This is a genomic window from Gammaproteobacteria bacterium (assembly GCA_033344735.1).
In the GTDB taxonomy this organism is placed as follows: Bacteria; Pseudomonadota; Gammaproteobacteria; order UBA4575; family UBA4575; genus UBA1858.
Window position 1 is genome coordinate 735,422 of the sequence record JAWPMW010000001.1, and the last position, 21,537, is coordinate 756,958.

General features: G+C 36.0%; 20 protein-coding genes. 9 read left to right on the forward strand and 11 right to left on the reverse strand.

The genetic code is table 11. The features are described 5' to 3' along the window. Window positions 1-516: 516 nt before the first annotated feature. Both R8G33_03845 and R8G33_03850 read left to right on the forward strand, forming a co-directional pair. Complete coding sequence (locus tag R8G33_03845; GenBank protein ID MDW3094785.1) at window positions 517-1,197, forward strand: hypothetical protein; 681 nt, start codon at window positions 517-519, stop codon at window positions 1,195-1,197. A gap of 123 nt (window positions 1,198-1,320) precedes the next feature. Continuing rightward, window positions 1,321-3,747, forward strand: a complete 2,427-nt coding sequence (locus R8G33_03850; protein ID MDW3094786.1) for a TcfC E-set like domain-containing protein — start codon at window positions 1,321-1,323, stop codon at window positions 3,745-3,747. On the opposite strand, the gene R8G33_03855 is transcribed toward R8G33_03850, so the two are convergent. From R8G33_03855 to R8G33_03880, 6 genes are all read right to left on the reverse strand, one after another. Further along, entirely contained in the window at window positions 3,728-4,147 is a 420-nt protein-coding gene (locus R8G33_03855; protein ID MDW3094787.1) for a hypothetical protein, read from the reverse strand. The two genes, R8G33_03850 and R8G33_03855, sit on opposite strands and share 20 nt — an antisense overlap. A 190-nt stretch (window positions 4,148-4,337) precedes the next feature. Continuing rightward, window positions 4,338-4,826, reverse strand: a complete 489-nt coding sequence (locus R8G33_03860) for a hypothetical protein (GenBank protein ID MDW3094788.1) — start codon at window positions 4,824-4,826, stop codon at window positions 4,338-4,340. Window positions 4,827-4,922: 96 nt separating this feature from the next. Further along, window positions 4,923-5,531, reverse strand: a complete 609-nt coding sequence (locus tag R8G33_03865; protein MDW3094789.1) for a hypothetical protein — start codon at window positions 5,529-5,531, stop codon at window positions 4,923-4,925. A 70-nt stretch (window positions 5,532-5,601) separates the two neighbouring features. Further along, window positions 5,602-6,141 (reverse strand): hypothetical protein, encoded by a 540-nt coding sequence (locus tag R8G33_03870; protein MDW3094790.1) that lies wholly within the window; start codon window positions 6,139-6,141, stop codon window positions 5,602-5,604. Between the two features lie 527 nt (window positions 6,142-6,668). Beyond that, window positions 6,669-6,992 (reverse strand): hypothetical protein, encoded by a 324-nt coding sequence (locus R8G33_03875; protein ID MDW3094791.1) that lies wholly within the window; start codon window positions 6,990-6,992, stop codon window positions 6,669-6,671. Window positions 6,993-7,113: 121 nt separating this feature from the next. Continuing rightward, entirely contained in the window at window positions 7,114-7,338 is a 225-nt protein-coding gene (locus tag R8G33_03880; GenBank protein ID MDW3094792.1) for a hypothetical protein, read from the reverse strand. Window positions 7,339-7,557: 219 nt separating this feature from the next. On the opposite strand from R8G33_03880, the gene R8G33_03885 reads away from it, so the two are divergent. Then, entirely contained in the window at window positions 7,558-8,874 is a 1,317-nt protein-coding gene (locus R8G33_03885; GenBank protein ID MDW3094793.1) for a bifunctional diguanylate cyclase/phosphodiesterase, read from the forward strand. Here R8G33_03885 and R8G33_03890 read toward each other — a convergent pair. Next, complete coding sequence (locus tag R8G33_03890) at window positions 8,850-9,587, reverse strand: ABC transporter permease (protein ID MDW3094794.1); 738 nt, start codon at window positions 9,585-9,587, stop codon at window positions 8,850-8,852. The two genes, R8G33_03885 and R8G33_03890, sit on opposite strands and share 25 nt — an antisense overlap. Window positions 9,588-9,667: 80 nt before the next feature. Beyond that, window positions 9,668-11,485 carry a translational GTPase TypA gene (gene typA, locus R8G33_03895; GenBank protein ID MDW3094795.1) on the reverse strand — a complete coding sequence of 606 codons (1,818 nt, stop codon included), beginning with the start codon at window positions 11,483-11,485 and terminating at the stop codon, window positions 9,668-9,670. Between the two features lie 518 nt (window positions 11,486-12,003). Here typA and R8G33_03900 point away from each other — a divergent pair. Next, window positions 12,004-13,314 (forward strand): DEAD/DEAH box helicase, encoded by a 1,311-nt coding sequence (locus R8G33_03900; GenBank protein ID MDW3094796.1) that lies wholly within the window; start codon window positions 12,004-12,006, stop codon window positions 13,312-13,314. 46 nt (window positions 13,315-13,360) lie between these two features. On the opposite strand, the gene R8G33_03905 is transcribed toward R8G33_03900, so the two are convergent. Then, entirely contained in the window at window positions 13,361-14,065 is a 705-nt protein-coding gene (locus tag R8G33_03905; protein ID MDW3094797.1) for a SprT family zinc-dependent metalloprotease, read from the reverse strand. 10 nt (window positions 14,066-14,075) lie between these two features. Continuing rightward, window positions 14,076-15,458 (reverse strand): ATP-dependent RNA helicase DbpA, encoded by a 1,383-nt coding sequence (gene dbpA, locus R8G33_03910; protein MDW3094798.1) that lies wholly within the window; start codon window positions 15,456-15,458, stop codon window positions 14,076-14,078. 305 nt (window positions 15,459-15,763) lie between these two features. On the opposite strand from dbpA, the gene R8G33_03915 reads away from it, so the two are divergent. The 3 genes from R8G33_03915 to R8G33_03925 all read left to right on the forward strand — a co-directional run bounded on the left by R8G33_03915 (window position 15,764) and on the right by R8G33_03925 (window position 19,033). After that, complete coding sequence (locus tag R8G33_03915; protein ID MDW3094799.1) at window positions 15,764-17,374, forward strand: ABC-F family ATPase; 1,611 nt, start codon at window positions 15,764-15,766, stop codon at window positions 17,372-17,374. Continuing rightward, window positions 17,374-18,111: a spermidine synthase gene (locus tag R8G33_03920; protein ID MDW3094800.1), complete on the forward strand. Its 738-nt coding sequence runs from the start codon at window positions 17,374-17,376 to the stop codon at window positions 18,109-18,111. The genes R8G33_03915 and R8G33_03920 overlap by 1 nt, the downstream gene beginning before the upstream one ends. A gap of 169 nt (window positions 18,112-18,280) precedes the next feature. After that, window positions 18,281-19,033: an MBL fold metallo-hydrolase gene (locus R8G33_03925; GenBank protein MDW3094801.1), complete on the forward strand. Its 753-nt coding sequence runs from the start codon at window positions 18,281-18,283 to the stop codon at window positions 19,031-19,033. Window positions 19,034-19,036: 3 nt separating this feature from the next. Here R8G33_03925 and R8G33_03930 read toward each other — a convergent pair whose 3' ends face one another. After that, window positions 19,037-19,612, reverse strand: a complete 576-nt coding sequence (locus R8G33_03930) for a hypothetical protein (protein MDW3094802.1) — start codon at window positions 19,610-19,612, stop codon at window positions 19,037-19,039. A 162-nt stretch (window positions 19,613-19,774) separates the two neighbouring features. Between R8G33_03930 and R8G33_03935 the strand changes: the two genes are divergently transcribed. Together R8G33_03935 and R8G33_03940 are read left to right on the forward strand one after the other, a co-directional pair. After that, window positions 19,775-20,776: a metal-dependent hydrolase gene (locus R8G33_03935; GenBank protein MDW3094803.1), complete on the forward strand. Its 1,002-nt coding sequence runs from the start codon at window positions 19,775-19,777 to the stop codon at window positions 20,774-20,776. A 1-nt stretch (window position 20,777) separates the two neighbouring features. Next, window positions 20,778-21,527, forward strand: a complete 750-nt coding sequence (locus R8G33_03940; protein MDW3094804.1) for a hypothetical protein — start codon at window positions 20,778-20,780, stop codon at window positions 21,525-21,527. Window positions 21,528-21,537: the final 10 nt, after the last annotated feature.

The window sequence follows — 21,537 nt, forward strand, 5'->3', positions numbered from 1 at the left end:
CATTGAGACGGGTTTGCAATCTGCCAATTGTACGCTGGGACTCCGACAATTTATTGTTTTTTATACCTAACTAGAGGAGAAAGGGTTGTCAATTTTCCGTGCGTACGGCATATCAAATTCTCTATATATCTTCCATCGTAAGACAAAGCTAACTTTCTAGCTTAGCGAAGATATGTGAGGCAACACATTAGCATACCTTTAAACCGATTTCACAAGGTTTTATAGCCATTTCCAATCGATTCCTAAGTATTCACGCTAAATATAGCGAATTTGAAAAATGTTAAACAGATAAATGCTTAAATAATCTGAGTCTTGTTGGCCGACCAATGATATAGAAATCCCGCTTAACAGCACAACATTATTAATTATGTACATTTTATTTCTTTATAATTCATAAAGTTATCGTCAATTTGCTGGCCTCTATACACTTTTTAATGGTGCTGAGAAAAATACAAATATCCCTTATGTCCTGGCAAATATATAAAATTAACAATGAGATATATCTATATGAATTATATGAATTATTTTATTTTTATTTTCATCATTCTTTTGAGTAACGCTCAAGCAGATATGGTACTCAATAAATCCATCGTCTATTTCGAACCTAGCGAACCTAATAAGCAAGATATAGAAATTGAGAATGTTGGTTCAAATCCACTGTACATAAAGGTTGAGCCGAAGATAGTAAAATACCCTGGCACGGATCAACAGATTCGTGAACCTTACAATGATCCAACAAAATCTGGATTATTAGTGTCGCCAAACAAGTTAGTTATCCCCCCAGGTGGAAGGAAGCTAGTTCGCTTTGTAAATCTAATCCCTAATCCTACAAAAGAGCGCGTTTATAGAGTAAGCGTGTCACCTGTTGTTGGAGATCTGGTTGATGGTCAATCAGGAGTTAAAATTGTTATTGGTTACGAAGTTCTCGTATTAGTCCATGCAGTAAATGGAGAGCATGAATTGGTTCATAAGCGTTCAGCAAAATCGTTTGAAATAGAAAATAAAGGAAATAAGAATGTTTTACTGCGTGAAGGTATTCAATGCCCTAACGAAGAAAAAAACGAAAATGATTGCGATCACATCCCTGGCAAACGACTTTACCCAGGAAATACATGGAAAGTGGATTTACCAAACGATATGCCTGTGAAATTCTTTTTAAATTCTGGATTAAAAAACTCCGTAAGAATATTTGAATAACCAAATACAGTTGTCCAAGGAATGGATATACAAAAACACACTGGAATTGGGCATTTATTTTCTTTAGTACGCTCAACATTCAAAAATATTTTACTTATATTGTGTATGAGTATAATTTTATCTATGAAATTTTCATTTGCAGCAGGCAATAATGATTCATTATTAATTGTTACGAATACTATACCCCCCGGCTTTGAAGACTTAGCAGGACCACAAACCAATCAAATTGATGTTTATTTACATAATAAATTAATAATCAGCACAATGGCTACGTATGACGCTGAGACCTTAACATTAAAAAATCCAGAAGCTGTCATAGATAAAATCCAAGACCTTCATGATCCTTCAGTCATATTAAAATCTTTAAGTAGAACTTTAAATACCAATAGCGATAAGTTATGTTTACAGCACATTCAATCTGACAGTTGTGGAGAATTAGAGCCCAATATTATTGGTATAATTTTTGATGAAGGTCAATTTAGAATGGATCTATTTATTAATCCATTACAGTTGAAAGCTGTAAGTGTATACCAATCTAAATACCTACCTAAGCCTGTAGATCAATTTTCAACTTTACATGCACTTAATATAAATCTATCAGGCACAGATGAAATAAATGACAGCTATAACATTCAGACAAACAGTATTATTGCTTTTGGTGAAACTCGTCTGTCAGCGCAATCTAACTATACAAATAAAGAAGACTTCGTCATTGATGACATGTCTCTAATTAGTGACCAACCAGGCTGGGAGGCTGAAGCAGGTATATTTGACACCGAAACAAGAGCTTCAAATTTCTTTCCTACTGAAGATATTATTGGATTACGAGCAAGATCATCTACAAATACTCGCACTGACTTGGAAGTCACAGAAGGTACACAAATTTTTATCTTCCTAAATCAACGCAGCCGAGTAGAGGTATTTAAAAATAATCGCTTGATTGATGCAAGATTCTATGATGCTGGTAATAGGCAGCTTGACACTTCTAGATTTCCAAATGGAGCATATCGCATCTCGGTAAGAATTCGAGATGATAATAATTCAGAGCGAACTGAAGAATATTTTTATGTTCGCAATTCATTGCTTCCCTCTATGGATGAACCACAATATTTTATTGAAGCTGGCTCAGTTGCAGAGATTGAACAAGATTCAGTCTTTCCTGAATCTTCAAGTAACTATGTAATACATACGGGTGGAATGATTAGAGTCAAAGAAAATCTTGCGGTTGAAGCCGAGATTGCAAGCACTAGTAATGAGTCCATTGTACAAGCTGGTATTGTACATATAGCAGCTGGTATACAGTCACAAGTGAATGTTATGACAACCACAGAAAGTGACTGGGGAATATCTGTGCGAGAAAATTGGGCGACAGAAAGATTCTCATTGAATTTAGATTTACGGTTTATACATGAAGGTAATGAAAATCATGATTTAGATAAATTAGATTTTGTATCCAATGATTTCACACAAGCATCTGCATCGTTCACACATTCATTATTTGGTGGAAGAATGCTCTGGAGATATGGTCAAACGGATAGAGGGTTTTCAGAAAAGTCAGAAACTTATTCACTAGATTACAATCGTTCCATCTATCGAAAAAATAAATTGAATGTAGATTGGAGTTTTGATGCAAGTAAAGATAGTGATGATTATCTAATAGGTACCAGACTTAACTTTAATCTCAGAAAAAATAATGATACATACCAAGTGAGCACAGGCTACGAAAGTCGTAAAACAAACAATATGGAAGATAATGACGCCATTGGCAGAGCTAGCTGGCAACATAATGCACGTAGCCCTACTTATGGGAATCTGCAGTCCAGATTATTTCATATAAATGAAACTACAATTTCAACAACAGGCATGAATATCACCTCTGACTCTAGATATGGATATAATCAGGTTGAAATTGATAACACTAAAGAAGATGGCCGAAACACTCTAGGTTATGCAGTGCGCAGCCAGTTTAACCTCGCTAGCGATTTCCAGCATGTATCATTAGGTGGCTCTGGCTATAATACTAGTGCGGTGATTATTGATTTAATTGGCCAACCAGAAGGTTCCAAATTTGAGGTTTATATAGATAGACAATCTGCTGGATTTGCTAAAATTGGCGCTAAAACTGTTATTCCCCTCACACCATACAAAACATACGATATTCGATTAGTGTCTAGAACTGATTCATTTGTAACTTTTGATGAATCAGTAAAACAAGTTACGTTGTATCCAGGTAATGTTGAAACGCTTACGTATGATATTAAGCGTGTGTCGATAATTATTGGGCAGGTATTACGCCCTGATGGCAGCCCATTTGATAATGCCCGTATTGAAAATGTTACCTCATTTTCTGGCACTGATCAAAATGGATGGTTCCAATTAGAAACCGGCAAAGTTGATTCACTAACGTTCAATAAAAAGTCTAGTGGAGAAAAGTGTACAGTGAAGCTGAATGATTATACTGATAACGAAGACGTACATGTATTCAATCAAATTGTATGTACTACTATTGAAAATTCAATTGAATACTCTCCTACTCAGGAACGAACATAAATAAAGTTACATTAGAATCTGCAATTTCTCTAACTATCCTTTTTTCAGTGTCACACTCTGTTACATTTTTTATGGGCATATTGCGATAGTTCTTTAAACGTAATAGAGCCGATGATTCATCATCATCCTGAATTCTATAATAGCTATAACTGTCTGTTGAATTGCGATTTAATACACTAAAGCAAACGTAACTACTCTCTAATGATAATGAGTCACTTACACTATTGACAATAAATTGAACTGTTTCTGGAATAATCACAGTAATACTAACGGAGCCCACTGAAGTCCGGCCTATTGTTCCCTGAGTGGCTGCGAAACTAATCGAGACTATAAAGCAAGCGCTTAACAAAACACCCACTAGCAAGCGACGAAATAGTTGCAGCTTTTTGACATCCTCCAAGATGACCTTCCATTATCTTAATATTATTGATACTTTTTCACATATGGGCTATCGGCATATGCGAGAATTTCCTAAATAACAATCTTACTAAGAAAAGAATGAATGGTACAAATTTATAGATGAATGGCTTTTGCCAACATTAATTAGCACTGCCATTTCACATAATGCAAGGTGGTTAATTAAATTATATTTATTCTGGAATTACAGTGAGTTGGAGTGAACCCTGATATCTCCCAGCCGGCGCTCGCTGAATTGATTCACTAGCAATGGTGACTCGTATTCTGACTGCATTTCCGGTACAGATTCTGTTATTAGCAAGTCGTCGCGATTGAAGTCCAACTAATGGAACACCAGAAAGTATCTCTCTATACGATCTTGATGATTGACGATCTCTGACAGCAACTTCAAAAATTATGGTAGCCGCACCATTTTGAATAGAAAATTCGCCGTTGTTGCCTGTCCCTATAGCTAGTAATGAATAAGGCCCTGTTGGGCTACTTGCCACACAAAACCTCTCTATAGCAGTAACGTCATTGACACTTCCTGGTGTCACTGAGGCCTCGATGTCACTCAATTTTCCAATTAAAATATCAGCAGATGCTAAAGAGCTAAAGCTTAAAATTAATACCAAAGTATTAATTTTTTTACCAACACTGACAATAAGTAAATTCTTGAACATCTGCATCAGAATATTAATAGATGTAATGTCAGCATATAGACATGAGAACTAAGTGACAAGCACGATTGCATGAGCTTGTCTTGTAAATTATGTCAACTATTCAGGAATTAATTCCAATGTTAACACACCACTGTGTGTTCCAGAGCCGGTAGTTAATTGTGATTCTTCGATTATTACTGTAATTGTGGAATTGGGAAATAAGCAACCAGCGTTAATTACACTAAGGAAGTATGTGAATCCTGCAAAAAATTGATTGCCACCTCTAATCTGCCCTGGAAGCAATTCATTTGTATCATCTTGATCTGTAAGAAATACACGATAATAAATATCATTAACGCCATTAGACAATGTAAATGCACTAGGGTCAGCCGCATCACCATTACCAGTGGCACGCAATTGAAAGTTGTGTGTAGTGAATAGTGCTCCTGTAGTAGCAACACATATATCATCTGTTCCAGTTAAATCGCCAGTGCCAGACCATGTGCCAAAACTTATGTCTGTTAATCCTTTAATTAACGCTAGTTCATCAACAACGACTCTTATGTCTGAAGTGCCTGTTGAAGTTGCTCCAGTCACTCCTTGAGTTGAAGCACCTACTGTTTGTGGATAAAAAAGAATTGAAAAAGTTGTAACAAGTATAACAATCAGTTGATATTGGACTGTAATATGCCTAGATCTAAATTGGTAAATTGCACTAATCATCAATGAAAAAAACGAATATTGACTGCAATAATACAGCCAATATTCAGATCCTCACCAGTGAGTAATTTGTTTATTATTCGGGAGAAACAGTAATACTAAGTGTTCCTTCCAAAAGACCAGAGGGTGCTCCAACTAAATCACTTGCAAGAATAGTCAATTGAACAGCAGAGTTAAGGCCAGTATTTCCACATGTTGTTGAACTAGTATCTGCTCCAGTTTGGCCAACTACAGGCGTGCCAGATGTTACTGGAACACCGGCTCCAGGAATTGCTTCATCATTCCAATTGACCGAGTAAGCTATCGCAGGATTTATTCCATCATCAATTGAAAAATCTGTACCACTTACTCCACCATCACCTACAGCTGTAATTTGATATAAGCCCGTGCCATTACGATAGATACAAGCAGTATCATTATGTACAATGTCATTTGTACCATCAAATGTAGCTATCAGATCATTTAGTCCTGAAATTCTTACTGAATCACCTACTGTTACGTCGATATCTAATGTACCAACTGAAGTTCCTCCAACAACACCGTCAGTTGCAGCCATTAAGCCACTAGTAGCAATCATGCCTGTTACAAGTGCTGTAGTTTTCAATAAATTCTTCATTGTTATCTCCGTATTTATTAAGTCCATTTAAACGAAAAACGTCATCCGTTTTTTGTCATTCCGTAAATCAGTGTCAAAAATAGTACTCAATAAATTTTCAATAACCGCCCTATTCTCGACAAGCGAACTTTATTTTAGGCTGAGTGGATTAAAGCTTTTTTATTTAGTGAATCAGGTCAAATTTCTGTCGCAAATCCAACAAGTTAGGAGAGTCAGAATTATGTCAAATACAGTCAAAAACGTGATCACATTCACACAAATTTATTGGCTGCATGTAAAGTTTTTGAGTATGTAAAAAATTAACGAGAAAATTAAAGGAATAAGATAATGAATTTACCCATGGCAAAAACCCACAGAGAACTCTATAGGTTTTTGCGACCCCTTGGTGAGAGGTCTTGTTTTTGTACCTAACTATGCTAGCAAGACTTCACATAACTGTGAAATCTTATGTATTTATACAGCAAATAAGAGAAAGTGATATGACATCACTTTTGAGAATTTTATAATAGAAGATATGAAAGAGAACGTTAACGTTCTCTTTTCATAAGATAATTAGTGAATTTTCGACGTGCGGTTTTATTTGGCTGCATATGATGGAATGCACACCACCCACTAAATGTTTCTATGTAAATTGGTAACAATTTAACATCTAAACCACGGTTAGATATTTCAATAATGGCTTTGTCCGCTTCTGTTCTCCACTCATTGAAAGAGTTAAAAAACGTTTTTGGATCAGAACAATATGATTTTGTGGCTAACCATTGCCTTTTAGTATACCAAGGCAAGCCTACAACCAGTTTATTGTTACCAGCATCGACCGCTTCTAGAGCCTCTTGCCCAAAATTATTCATCCCTGCTATCACTTAAATAATTAAATTCAAATGAAGAATAGCAGACAGTAATTGGTATATTATGTGCGGGTGGTCACGCATCTTTTAATAATGCGCAAGATCATTGTGAGATGTGATGAAACTATACAAATTTTTGATACTTTTTGATGAATTCTTCTTCATCAATTTCAGTATCTTCTACAGCAATATTATTTAATCGACGATCAGGAGCTTTTCTTCTATCTTTAAGAATAACCAAGCCTTCTTTAGTCTTGTAAGGAAAACTAACAGCTCTATGTAAACTTCTACGATCTTCACGTTTACGGCGTTCTTGATGTTCTTCGTTTTCTTTATCTTCGTTCTTCAAGGCACTTTCCTCGTTTGCCTAAATCGTCAGTATTTTTTGAATATATCAATATAAATCAATAATTTCCTTAGTCCAAGATAACCATACCGATATCTCTGATTATCGGTATGGTTCAACACAAATTACATTTGAATGTATAAATAAACGCCACAACTTCTAAAATAAGTATGCTAATTGCCGATACCTTACTGAAGGACATTATTTATTCAAAATGGGACTATGCTAAAAAAGTTAAATTTCAAAAGTAAAGATACCTATAACAAAGATAGTGTTACTCAGTTATTAGATCGAAGCAGCTTGATCAATAAATTATCAGAAATTTTGTCGGATTCACCTGATAATGCTGATTATGTATTTGGTATAGCAAATATAGAGCAATTCAAATTAATTAATCATTCTTACGGATACAAGGCGGGTGATTATGTATTAAATGTAGTTGCGAAAACACTTTCACTCGAAATGGATAAGGGCACAATTGTTGGACGTTTAGGCAATGATGAATTCGGATTCATTTGCATGAATAACCAGATAGCTCAGATACAATCAAGTTGTGAATCATTAAATTTTTCTTTAAGTCATGCGCCAGTTACTTGGGATAATAAAAAAATAAGACTACATATAAAATTTGGCCTGGTTAAAATTGATGAGACAACAAAAGATATCGATAAAATTTTAAATGCGGTCAATGAAGCAATATATTCTGCACAATATGATGGCTGTTCCACAGTGTGTGAATATGATGAAGAAAATACAGCTATCTTACGTAGAAGTGACAATATGCAAGAAGCAATCACTTTGCAAAGATGGATTGCACGCGACCAGTTCTTACTATATGTGCAACCAATAGTTTATTTAGACAATCCTAAAAAAGCTAGTCACTTCGAATTATTATTGCGTGGCCAATCGGACAATGGCGAAGTAATTTCACCAGGAAAATTAATTGAATCGGCAGAAGATTTTAATCTTACTCCTATGCTGGATAAATGGGTTATTAGAAATTTGTTTTCCTGGGTTAATAAAAATAATTCTTCTCTATCTTCTAAATATAAATTTTCATTCAATCTTTCTGCATTATCCATTAACGACAGTGATCTCAGCCAATATATTATCGAGATGGCAAAAAAAGAAAATATTAATCCACGAAAAATTAATATAGAAGTAACAGAAAGAGTTGCTATTAGTAATTTGAAACGTTGTTATGATTTTATGCGAGAATTAATACAAGAAGGTTTCACTTTTTCTTTAGATGATTTCGGTTCAGGTTATTGCTCTTTCAAATACATACAGACATTACCATTTGATGTTATAAAAATTGATGGGTCATTTATAAAAGATATAGAAACAAATAAGCAGAATCAAACTATTACTAAAGCAGTGACAGATATTGCTAATGCATATGGCAAAAAGACAATTGCAGAGTATGTAGAGAATAAAGAAATCGCTGATATTGTTCGCAGTCTAGGTGTTGATTATGGTCAAGGGTATTACTATTCAAAAGCTTTCCCTATCTCTCAATTATCCAAATCAGAAAAATAGCTACTTCTCTGGAAAAAACTTTTAGTCATTATAAGCAATAAAGCCGTCGATAATGCACATGACGAGAAAATCATACACATAACTAAAATTTGATAACGCACAGCAATCAAGGGCGAAATGCCAGACAATACTTGCCCAGTCATCATCCCAGGCAAAGAAACGATTCCTACTGCAAACATAGTATTTATTATTGGAATTAGCGAAGTATTGAATGCTATATTTCTAGCTTGAATATAATCACCATGGCTATTTAACTCAGAACCTAAACGCTCTAAAGCTAGACTCATGGTATTCATTGTATTAGCAAAGACCATACCTGCAAGTGGAATTGTGTACTGAGGCTTAAAAATTGGCTCAAGCTCTAGCACCAGCCAAACAGTTAACAATAAAACACTGCCACCACCTAGAAGAGAAGAAATAAATACATATCTGAATAGATTGATTCGTAAATTGTCAATTGTACGTAATGCAATCCAGCTAGAAACAGTGATCATTATAGTTATTATTAAAACTGTTACCCATAAATTTTCCGATTCAAATATAAATACCAGGACATAACCAACAATAATTAACTGCACTAGCATGCGTGCAATCGAATAAAATGCAATATGAGCATTCAATGACCATTTGTATAATAGTGCTAAAATTAATAACACTGGAATAAAGGCAATAGCCAAATTGCTTAGCGGAATAATTTGAACGGTAGTTTCCATGACAACATTCCATACTTTAAAAGTATAGTATGGCGCGTCAGCACATATTAATGCACGTAAAGATTGCTAGGAATTTTTATTTAGCTAGCTTTTTTAGAAGAACGTTTACGTTCATGTTCTTTTAGATATTTCTTGCGTATACGAATACTGACCGGTGTTACTTCTACCAGCTCATCATCATCAATAAACTCTAATGCATATTCTAGGCTAACAGGGACTGGTGGGGTGAGGACAATATTTTCGTCTGTTCCTGAAGCACGCACATTAGTTAGTTGCTTACCTTTAAGCGCATTCACAGTTAAGTCGTTATCACGAGAATGAATTCCAATTACCATGCCTTCATAAATATCTTCACCATGACCAATCATCATACGTCCACGCTCTTGTAAGCTGAATATCGCATATCCAGCCGCCTTTCCTTGACCATTGGAAATTAACACACCGCGTGGTCGTTGACCGATACCACTTTGCATGGTTGGCCCATAACTATCAAACACGCTATATAGAAGGCCAGTGCCAGAGGTCATTGTCATGAATTCTGTACGAAAACCAATTAATCCACGTGCTGGAATAATGTAATCTAAGCGAACACGGCCTTTGCCGTCCGGTTCCATGTTTTTAAGTTCACCGCGACGTTCGCCAAGTTGTTCCATAACTGAACCTTGATGATCAGTTTCAACATCGATTGTTAATTGCTCAAATGGTTCTAGAATCACCCCATTTTCTTCGCGTGTGATCACTTCAGGACGACCAACAGCAAGCTCAAAGCCTTCCCTGCGCATCGTTTCAATCAGTACAGAAAGATGTAATTCTCCACGTCCTGAGACTCTGTATTTTTCACTATCTTCAATAACTTCTACACGTAATGCAACGTTATGCTTTAACTCTTGCTGTAGACGATCCCAGATGTTTCTACTAGTAACATATTTGCCTTCCTTACCAGCAAATGGTGAAGCATTAGCTTGAAATGTCATACTGATGGTAGGTTCATCAACACTCAATGCAGGAAGTGCTTCTACAACATCAGGCTGACATATGGTGTCAGAGATATCGAGAGGATCGATACCTGTAATAGCAACAATATCACCCGCACTAGCCGACTCTACTTCTATCCTCTCTAATCCATGGAAACCCAGGATTTGTAATATCTTCCCTCTTCTTTGCTTACCCTCTCTATCAACAATGGCAACTGGTGAGTTAGATTGAATTACACCTCGTTTAATTCTTCCAATTCCAATCACTCCCACATAGTTGTTGTAATCTAGAGTAGAGACTTGCATCTGAAATGGCCCCTGAGCGTCAACATCAGGAGCCTTAACATTCTCAATGATACTGGTCAGCAATGGAGTCATATCGCCTTCACGAACACTTGCATCAAGACCTGCGTAACCATTTATCCCAGAGGCATATACCACAGGGAAATCGAGTTGTTCATCAGTTGCACCCAAACGATCAAATAGATCAAAAGTTCTATCAAGCACCCAATCAGGTCGGGCCCCATCTCGGTCTATTTTATTAATCACAACAATCGGACAAAAACCCATATTAAATGCTTTTTGGGTTACGAAACGTGTTTGAGGCATCGGGCCTTCTACCGCATCAACCAGCAAAAGCACACAATCTACCATCGATAACACTCGTTCCACTTCACCACCAAAGTCTGCATGTCCTGGTGTATCTACGATGTTAATACGGTAATCATTCCAACGGATCGCAGTATTTTTAGAAAGAATGGTGATACCGCGTTCCTTCTCTAAGTCATTGGAATCCATAACGCGTACTTGTGGTGTTGAGCGTTCATCGAATGTGCCAGATTGCTGTAATAATTGATCAACCAAGGTAGTTTTTCCATGGTCAACGTGGGCAATAATAGCGATGTTGCGGAGTTTGTCGGTCACGTGCTGATCCTTGCATTCAGAATGCGCGCGATTATACATGCCCGCCAATCAATTGATAGCGGTAGTATCAAAGAAGTATGGATATCTTTTTAAGTATAGGATTCAGCATGAAGAATAAATTAAATTATAAATTACATAAATAATATTATATAACTAACTGAATAAAATAGTAATTCTGATAATATATTAATCAAGTATTAGCTTTAGATATATGTTGTAACTATATGATTTATATATTATAAATTCTAATTTCTACAGAGTTACCATTTACACCATGGGATTTAATTTACTAAATTCCAATTAAACAAATATCACTCAACCAATTACATCACACAGCTTTATTCATACGTATCAATCTGTGAAGCATCATGTATACTCTGCGCCAATTAAGTGCACTTCGGTCTGCACATTTTATCAAGCGGTAATCCCCTTCGATTCCCTCATAAACAAATATTGTTTTCGCCTAGACTGATTCAAAATTAATTTTGAATAGGCTGATCTCTGGAGTTAAATTATTAATGTCATTTGAAAATCTCGGCTTGCGTGCCGAATTACTTCGTGCTGTGTCTGAAAAAGGCTATAGCGAACCTACCCCAATTCAAAAACAAGCCATTCCTCACGTTCTAGAAGGGCGCGACCTCATGGGAGGTGCACAAACCGGTACAGGGAAAACAGCTGGATTTACTTTACCGCTTTTACATCGGTTAGCCTCAAAAGAAGTTAATAAAAAAGGACGACGACCTATTCGTGCATTAGTATTAACTCCAACTCGTGAACTTGCTGCTCAGGTAGCAGACAGTGTGCGCGACTATGGTGAATTTCTACCATTACGATCTGCTGTAGTTTTTGGCGGAGTCAGCATTAATCCGCAAAAGCAAAAACTTATAAAAGGCATTGATGTATTAATTGCGACCCCAGGAAGATTACTAGACCATGTAAGCCAAAAAACAGCAGACTTATCCAATGTAGAAATATTAGTACTAGATGAAGCTGATCGCATGCTAGATATGGGTTTCATTCATGACATTCGTAAAGTGCTTTCATTAGTACCAAAACATAAACAGACTTTACTATTTTCAGCAACATTCTCAAAAGAGATTAAACAACTATCAAATGGCCTGCTTAATTCTCCAGCATTAATTGAAGTAACTACAGAGAACACAGCTTCCGATTTGGTTTCACAAGTTGTACACCCGGTCGATAAAATACGTAAACGTGAACTGCTGTCATTTTTGATTAGCTCAAATAACTGGGAGCAAGTACTCGTGTTCAATCGGACAAAGCATAGTGCTAATCGTCTTGCGAAACAGCTGGAGTCGGATGGCATTGGTGCTGCTGCAATTCACGGCAATAAAAGCCAAGGTGCAAGAACTAAAGCTTTAGCAGATTTTAAGTCTGGCAAAGTACGCGTATTAGTAGCAACCGACATTGCTGCAAGAGGGTTAGATATTTCACAGTTGCCACACGTAGTGAACTACGACTTACCCAATGTAGCTGAAGATTATGTTCATCGTATTGGTCGAACCGGTCGTGCAGGTCACGAAGGTGAAGCTATGTCACTGGTTTGTATTGACGAACACAAATTATTAAAAGACATTGAAAAACTTATTAAGCGAGAGATCCCTAAAGTCACAATTGCTAATTTTGAACCCGATCCGTCAATCAAAGCAGAACCAATAAATACTGGGCGAGGTCAACAACAAAAAAATAAAAAACCCTCTAATAAAAGAAACCCTTCACAACATAAAAGAAAGTCTTCCCCCTATAAAAGTCGTTCAAACAATCAGAAGAGTTCTGGTAGTCGAGGACGCCAAAGCGCTAGAAATTAAGTTTATCTGAGAATACAGGGATACATGTTGTCTTATATAATTAACTTTAAGATAAATTTTCCTCTGCCTCCTTCCATTGAGGCATATATTTAGCAACAATATTATAAAATCGCTGATTATGGTTAGACTCAAGAAAATGGCTCATCTCATGTAATACTACATATTCAAGACATTCAAGCGGTTTTTTAGCTAATTCTAAATTCAACCAAATCCTTTTTGCTCTAGGGTTACATGTTCCCCATCTGGTCTTCATTTTCTTTACACCAAATTCGCAGACTTCCAATTTCATTAAACCCTCATATTTTTTTATTAAACTAGAAATCTGATTTTTTAACTGATCTCTATACCATGATTCAATAATTAATTGCCGCTGTTCACGTGTAGATTGATCATCAATATATAATTTTAATATATACTTGTTTAATACTACTTTGGGCTTAATTCTTGAATGGACGCATTTAAGTACATACTGTTGGTCAAAGTAAAAATGTTTTTCGCCGGATTTGTAAGCAAATTTAGTTTTACTACCATTTGCATGTAATTTTTCTTGCTGCAACAATATCCAGTCATATTTAGAAGCAACAAAATCATATATCAGATCGAGCGATAATCGCTTAGGCGCAGATACTTTCACTATCCCGTCTGGCGCAGTGACCCTTAAATTAATATTTTTTACATTCTTTCGTGTCAACTCAAATGAAATATCATGAATTAGTAATCTCATTTTTGATGACTTATCTGATTTATTCATTGAGTTGAAATTAGTGAATTTTACGCACTTTGAATTTACGGCCTTTTATCTTTCCTTCAGTCAATATCTTTAATGCTTTCTTTGCTATAGACCTATCAACTGCAACATAGGAATAATGATCAAAAATATTAATTTTACCAATCTGCTTTCCAGATAGATTAGTGGTAGATGTCAACGCACCGAGAATATCTCCTGCACGTACTTTATCTTTACGCCCACCATTAATGCACAGAGATACCATAGGAGGAATCAACTTAAAATGTTCACGTGTTTTAAGTGATGTAATTGGAGAAATAATGACATCAGATTTTTGATATTCTTCAATTGCTTTAATTCGATGAGCTTCGTTATTCAAAAACAAACTGACCGCTATACCTTCTTTATCTGCACGTCCCGTTCGTCCTATACGATGAATATGAATTTCCGGATCAAATGCCAATTCAAAATTAACCACCAAGTCTAAATCTTTAATGTCTAATCCACGTGCCGCTACATCCGTAGCGATTAATATTGACGTACTCTTGTTCATGACTTGAATTAATACTTGATCACGTTGTTTTTGTTCAAGATCTCCATGCAATGCTAATACATGAAATCCTTGGCTCCATAATTCGTCGGCTAATTCTTGACATTGTTGTTTTCTATTACAAAACACCACACTAGACTCGGGTCTGTAATGTTGGATTAAAGTAACAAGCGTTTTTGTACGGCTTCCTTTTGAGATTTCATAAAATGTTTGTTTTATCTTTTTATTATCGTGCAAGCTTTCGATACGAACATCTACAGGGTTCGTCTGAATAGAATCACTGATATTTTTTATTTCGACTGGATACGTTGCAGAAAATAATAACGTTTGCCTATTCTTAGGTGTTTCCTTAATGATATTCATAATATCTTCCTGAAAACCCAAACTAAGCATCTGATCAGCTTCATCAAGCACCAGTATCTTCACTCCACCCAACAACAGAGTTCCCATTCCAATATGTTTCAGAATTCGTCCCGGCGTACCCACAACAATATGAGGATTCCTTTCTAGTGATGCCAGTTGTGGCCCTAATGGCTTGCCACCACACAAAGTCAAAATATTAGTATTAGGTATCGCACGCGCTAGTTGACGAATTTCTTTAGTTACTTGATCCGCCAACTCTCGAGTTGGACATAAAACTAATGATTGCGTCATGAATACCTGAGTATCCAAATTACTTAAAATTCCAATCGCAAATGCTGCTGTTTTTCCACTACCGGTTTTAGCTTGTGCTAGTAAGTCTTTGCCTTTAAGAATATCTGGCAAACTCTGAGCCTGGATATCCGTCATTGTCTGGTAATCTAATGATTGAATATTAGCTACTAACTCTGAACTGATTGATAATGATGAAAAGTTATTTGATTCCACGCGTGATATAGCCTATTAATTATTCATTTGGTAACGTTTACTCGTTTAAGTAGTTATACAAACTGTATAAAACTAATAATACGTACTGCGAGCATACTAGTATGTCTTATATAAGATTTTTCTGATATAGTTCGCGCCTTCTCATGAGGTTGATATTCCAACAATTTATAGGACCCAAATTTTCACACTTGGATGCGTTAGTAGCGCCTGTTTTAACAATGAAATTCTCTCGACGCAACTACAACAACTATCTATAGTACCGCCATTTAATTAATTATCACTTTTACGATTTCAGGAACTTAGTTTTGATCACGACCGCCAATATCACTATGCAATTCGGTGCTAAACCGTTATTTGAAAATATCTCAGTCAAATTTGGCGGAGGTAACCGCTATGGCCTGATAGGCGCAAATGGCTGTGGTAAATCTACCTTCATGAAGATACTTGATGGCAGTCTTGCTCCCTCTTCTGGCAACGTTTCAATCACCCCTAACGAACGTGTTGGCAAATTACATCAAGATCAGTTTGCCTTTGAAGAATACAGTGTGATTGATACAGTTATCATGGGTCACTCAATACTGTGGGAAGTTAAACAAGAACGCGACCGTATTTATTCATTGCCAGAAATGTCAGATGAAGACGGCATGAAAGTCGCTGAACTAGAAATCCAATTTGCAGAACTAGATGGTTACAGTGCAGAAAGCAGAGCTGGTGAATTGCTATTAAGTGCTGGCATTGAGGAAGCATTACATTTTGGATCAATGAGTGAAGTAGCCCCAGGCTGGAAATTAAGAGTACTACTTGCTCAAGCTTTATTTGCAGACCCTGATATTTTGTTACTCGATGAGCCAACTAATAACTTGGATATTGACACTATTCGCTGGTTGGAGGATGTGCTTAATGTGCGCAAAAGCACTATGGTCGTAATTTCTCATGATCGTCATTTTTTAAATGCAGTTTGTACCCATATGGCAGATATGGATTTTGGTGAATTACGTGTTTATCCTGGTAACTATGATGACTTCATGATTGCTTCAACAGCCGTAAGAGAACGCGCTCAATCCGAAAATGCTAAAAAGAAAGCACAGATTGCTGATTTACAGCAATTCGTTAGTCGTTTTTCTGCAAATGCTTCTAAAGCCAAACAAGCTACCTCTCGGGCTAAACAAATTGATAAGATTAAACTAGAAGATATAAAACCTTCTAGCCGAGTGAGCCCATTCATTCGCTTTAATCAAACGAAAAAGCTACATCGCCAAGCGTTAGTATTAGAAGAAATAAGTCATGGTTTTGATGATGAAATACTTTTCACTAATGGCAATCTTATTCTAGAGGCTGGCAGTCGTCTAGCAGTGATTGGTGAGAATGGTACTGGAAAAACTACTTTCTTAAGGTGTTTAATGAATGAGCTCCAAGCTAATCATGGCACTGTAAAATGGTCAGATAATGCAACATTGGGTTATTGTCCTCAGGATAGTACTGCAGATTTTAATAATGACTTAAATTTATTCGACTGGATGAGTCAATGGCGTAAACCTAAACATGATGATGAAATAGTTCGTGGAACATTAGGACGACTATTATTTTCATCCGATGATTTCAAAAAGAAAGTTAAAGTATGCTCAGGTGGAGAGAAAAATCGTTTATTATTTGGCAAATTAATGATGAGTGAAACCAATGTGCTTATTATGGATGAGCCAACCAATCATTTGGATATGGAAGCAATCGAAGCATTGAACCTTGCTTTAGAACATTATGAAGGTACATTGATATTTGTAAGCCATGATCGTGAATTTGTTTCTTCTCTTGCAACTCGGGTAATCGAAGTTAAAGACAAAAAGCTTATAGACTTCCAAGGTACCTATGAAGAATATTTAGCTAGTCAGGAGACTAATGATAAAGCTGCAAGTTTTTAATGCAGCCAATTTTTGAAGAAATTGATTTTCAACAAACTCCATTAGGAGATATCAGCCTCAGACGCAGATCTGAGCCACGATTAGATAATATAATTATCTATGAAGTGAAGTTAAACGAAGAATTTTTAATGTCCAGTCTATTTACTGAGGCTGAGATACAGTTATCAATTCTTGGCCTTAATAATGTTTTGAATACTTTTCCAGACAATAAAAATCTAAACATTATTGTTGGTGGATTGGGCTTAGGCTATACCGCAGCAACCGTCTTAGAAAATTCTGCAGTTTCGTCGTTAAATGTGATTGATGTCATGCAGCCAGTGATTAATTGGCACAAAGAAAAGCTTGTACCTTTAGGTGAAAGACTTATTAGTGATCCAAGATGTAAACTTACGCATGCAGATTTCTATGGATTAGCAAAACTCAAAAATTGTGGATTTGATAGCAGCCAACCCAATCAATTAGCCCACGCTGTATTATTGGATATCGATCATTCACCAGGTCATTTACTTAATGACAGTAATGCTTCTTTCTATACTAAAGATGGCCTTGAAAATTTAACCAATAAATTATATCCAAAAGGAATATTTGGATTATGGTCGAATGAATTACCAGATAAAGATTTCATAAGGCTGTTAGATTCCGTATTTGAATCAACTCACGCACATATTATTAAATTTCCAAACCCTTATACTCAAAAAGAAGCTATTAATACTGTTTACTTGTCTAACACTTATTAACACTTGCTTCCATTTAGACCAATGTAATACAAAAAACGACTATTGCTCTTCAGTAAATCACTTTACCATAGATGAAATTTCACCATCTACTTAAGTTTAAAGGAGCACATATCGATATTTATCCAGTGACTGTGGTATAAATAACATCAACTCTATCTATTATATTCCTATGATTTTTCGACAACTTTTTGAACCCACATCTAGCACCTATACTTATTTACTCGGTTGTGAAGAGACTGGTGCTTGTGCACTTATTGATACCGTAGTTGATACAACAGAGCGAGATCTAGAAATTCTTAGCAAGTTGGGGTTAACTCTCAATTACACTATAGATACTCACATTCATGCAGATCATTTAACTGCTGCAGTGAAATTAAAAGCCTTAACAAAAAGTAAAATTATTTATCCTGATGTCTGCGAGTTACCTTGCATGGATATCGGTGCTCGAGAAGGTGAGATTATAAAAATTGGTAATATTTTATTACACCCTCTTTTCACACCTGGTCATACAGATCATCATTTTGCTTATTTGATCGACAACGGGACTCAGCAAATGGTGTTTACTGGTGATGCTTTATTAATTGAAGCATGTGGCCGAACTGATTTTCAGTCAGGTGATGCAGCGACATTGTATAAAAGTATTCATGATAAAATATTTTCACTACCTGATGATACGATTGTCTACCCTGGTCACGATTATTCAGGCCGTTTAGTGTCTAGTGTATTACAAGAAAAACAGCGAAACCCGAGATTAGGCAATAACAAACCCATTAATGAATTTATCCAGATAATGGACGGTTTAGATTTACCCTATCCTAAAAAGATTGATTTTGCAGTACCTGGAAATGAAGACTGTGGGGTATGTCCAGAAAACACACCGGAAGAATTACGCGCACCATGTGAGATACACGATCAGGGATAATATTTATCCGGTTTTACGCCGTCTATTGACGTGTTGAATATAACCCAACCTATTTTGGTTAGCATATCGCATAAAACGCAATTTTATTTCTTTGATTGCTACTGTCCTTTCTCGTGCTCTTCCTCCACGAATAGCATCAATCAATGCTAGTAACTCATATAGCGCAGAATCAACTCGAACAGCATCTGGTACCGAAGGATATAATGGTCTAAATGCAATACCTTGGACTTTGCCATTGTCATCTGGCCATACTGGCGGATTAGCATCATCACTTATGATTCTGTCACACAGTGGTTTAGCTGCATACGATGTTGGTATTCCTATACATACGTCACCACGTTCAGCAGCAAACGCATATTTCAAGCCATATACAATGAATTCTTCAAGATTCTTAGCATCTGGCATGATAGTTTCACCTTTATCTATCATCAATCCAGCATTATGGGCTCTCTTCATAGCCGCATGGATTTCTGAAGAACTCATACTAAGCTCCATGGCTAACCGACTGTACACCCAATTCATATCACCTTGTGCTACAAGCTTGAGTAAAATCAATACGTCTTGTGGTTTTAAATTCATAAAGTATTCGTTGTTCGCGATTAGCGAACATAATTACCTGAATTTTGGCTAAATAAAACATATGAACAGGTCAAATATACAAGAAACCCTACAAGTGGATACATTTTTATAGGAAACTACTCATATCAATAGACTTTAATTCAGCCATTAACATAGTCATATATGGATCCCCTTACTCAAGGCGCGCTTGGTGCAAGCATGTCGCAGTCAATCAGCAAAAAATCTCAAGTTTTAATCGCGGGATTACTAGGGTTTTTATCAGGGATGTCACCTGATCTGGATGTACTAATACGTTCAGAATCTGATCCACTTTTATTTTTAGAATTTCATAGGCAATTCACACATTCACTAATATTTATTCCTGTTGGAGGATTAATATGTGCGAGTATTTTTTATTTTATCTTTAGTTGTCGTGTAAAATTAAGTTTCAAACACACATATATCTATTGTACTTTAGGTTACGCTACGCACGGCTTACTTGATTCATGTACCAGTTATGGCACTCAGTTATTGTGGCCTTTCACTAATCATCGTTTTTCTTGGGACACAGTATCAATTATCGATCCAATCCTGACATTACCGTTACTAATACTCATAATTATTGCTGCAATAAGGAAAAATCCTAAGTTCGCATTTGCAGGCCTTATATGGATGGTTTGTTATCAATGCATTGGCTTATACCAGAATCATCGCGCTAGTGAGATTGGTTGGCAATTAGCGAAACAACGAGGACACTCACCTATTAGGCTTGAAGCTAAACCTACATTAGGAAATTTAATACTCTGGAAAGTTATTTATGAAATTGATGAGGGCTATTATACTGACGGTGTAAGAATTGGATTAAAAAATAAAGTTTTCCCAGGTGAATTAACTCCAAAACTAGATGTGCCTATTGATTTTCCGTGGTTAGATAATGATTCACAGCAAGCTGAAGACTTAAAACGATTTACCTGGTTTTCTCAAGGATATGTATCTGTTGATCCTAATAACCCTTTACGAGTAATAGATACACGTTATTCATTATTACCTAATAAAGCAAGCGGTCTATGGAGTATATGGATCACACAAGATGCACTCCCAAATCAACATGCGGTATATCGAATGGATCGTGATATAGATCCAGATAGCAAAAAATTATTTTTTGATATGTTATTTGATAGATAAAATGTCAGACACACTAGTTATCCAATCTCATCGTGAACCATTGCCATATTCTTGGATAGAAGCATGCTTGTCTTCTGTGAAGTCTTGGGCTGATTTAAATAATTATCATTATGAATATATTGGTGATGAGTTATTCGACTACATTCCACAAAAATTACTAAGCAAAACACAAAACCAAATTGTTATTGCCACAGATCTAGCAAGATTAAAATTACTACAAAGCAAGTTAGCAAAGCAATACAAAGTAGTAATATGGTGCGATGCAGATTTCTTAATATTTTCACCAGAAAAATTTCATTTGCCTGAATCTTCCTATTCTCTAGGACGTGAAGTATGGATACAGATAGATGCAAAAAATTCAAATAAGTTAGTTTCTAAAACAAAAGTGCATAATGCATTTATGATGTTTCGTAATACCAATAATTTCCTAGATTTTTATTCTGAAACGGCAGAACGTTTACTAAATCTAAACAGTGGAAGCATACCTCCGCAATTTATTGGTCCTAAATTGTTATCGGCAATACACAATATAGCCTATTGTCATGTACTAGAAACTGCTGGAATGATAAGCCCAGTTGTAATCAAGGATATTGCTAACGATGGCGGTGCTGCTTTAAAGTTATTTCAGAGCAAATCAATTAAAAAAATTGCTGCCGCAAACTTATGTAGTTCATTATATAAACGGGGTGAAGTATCAGAAAATGAAATAGAGCAATGCATTCAAAAAATATCTAAATGCATTGCTTCCTAAAGACTTGTGA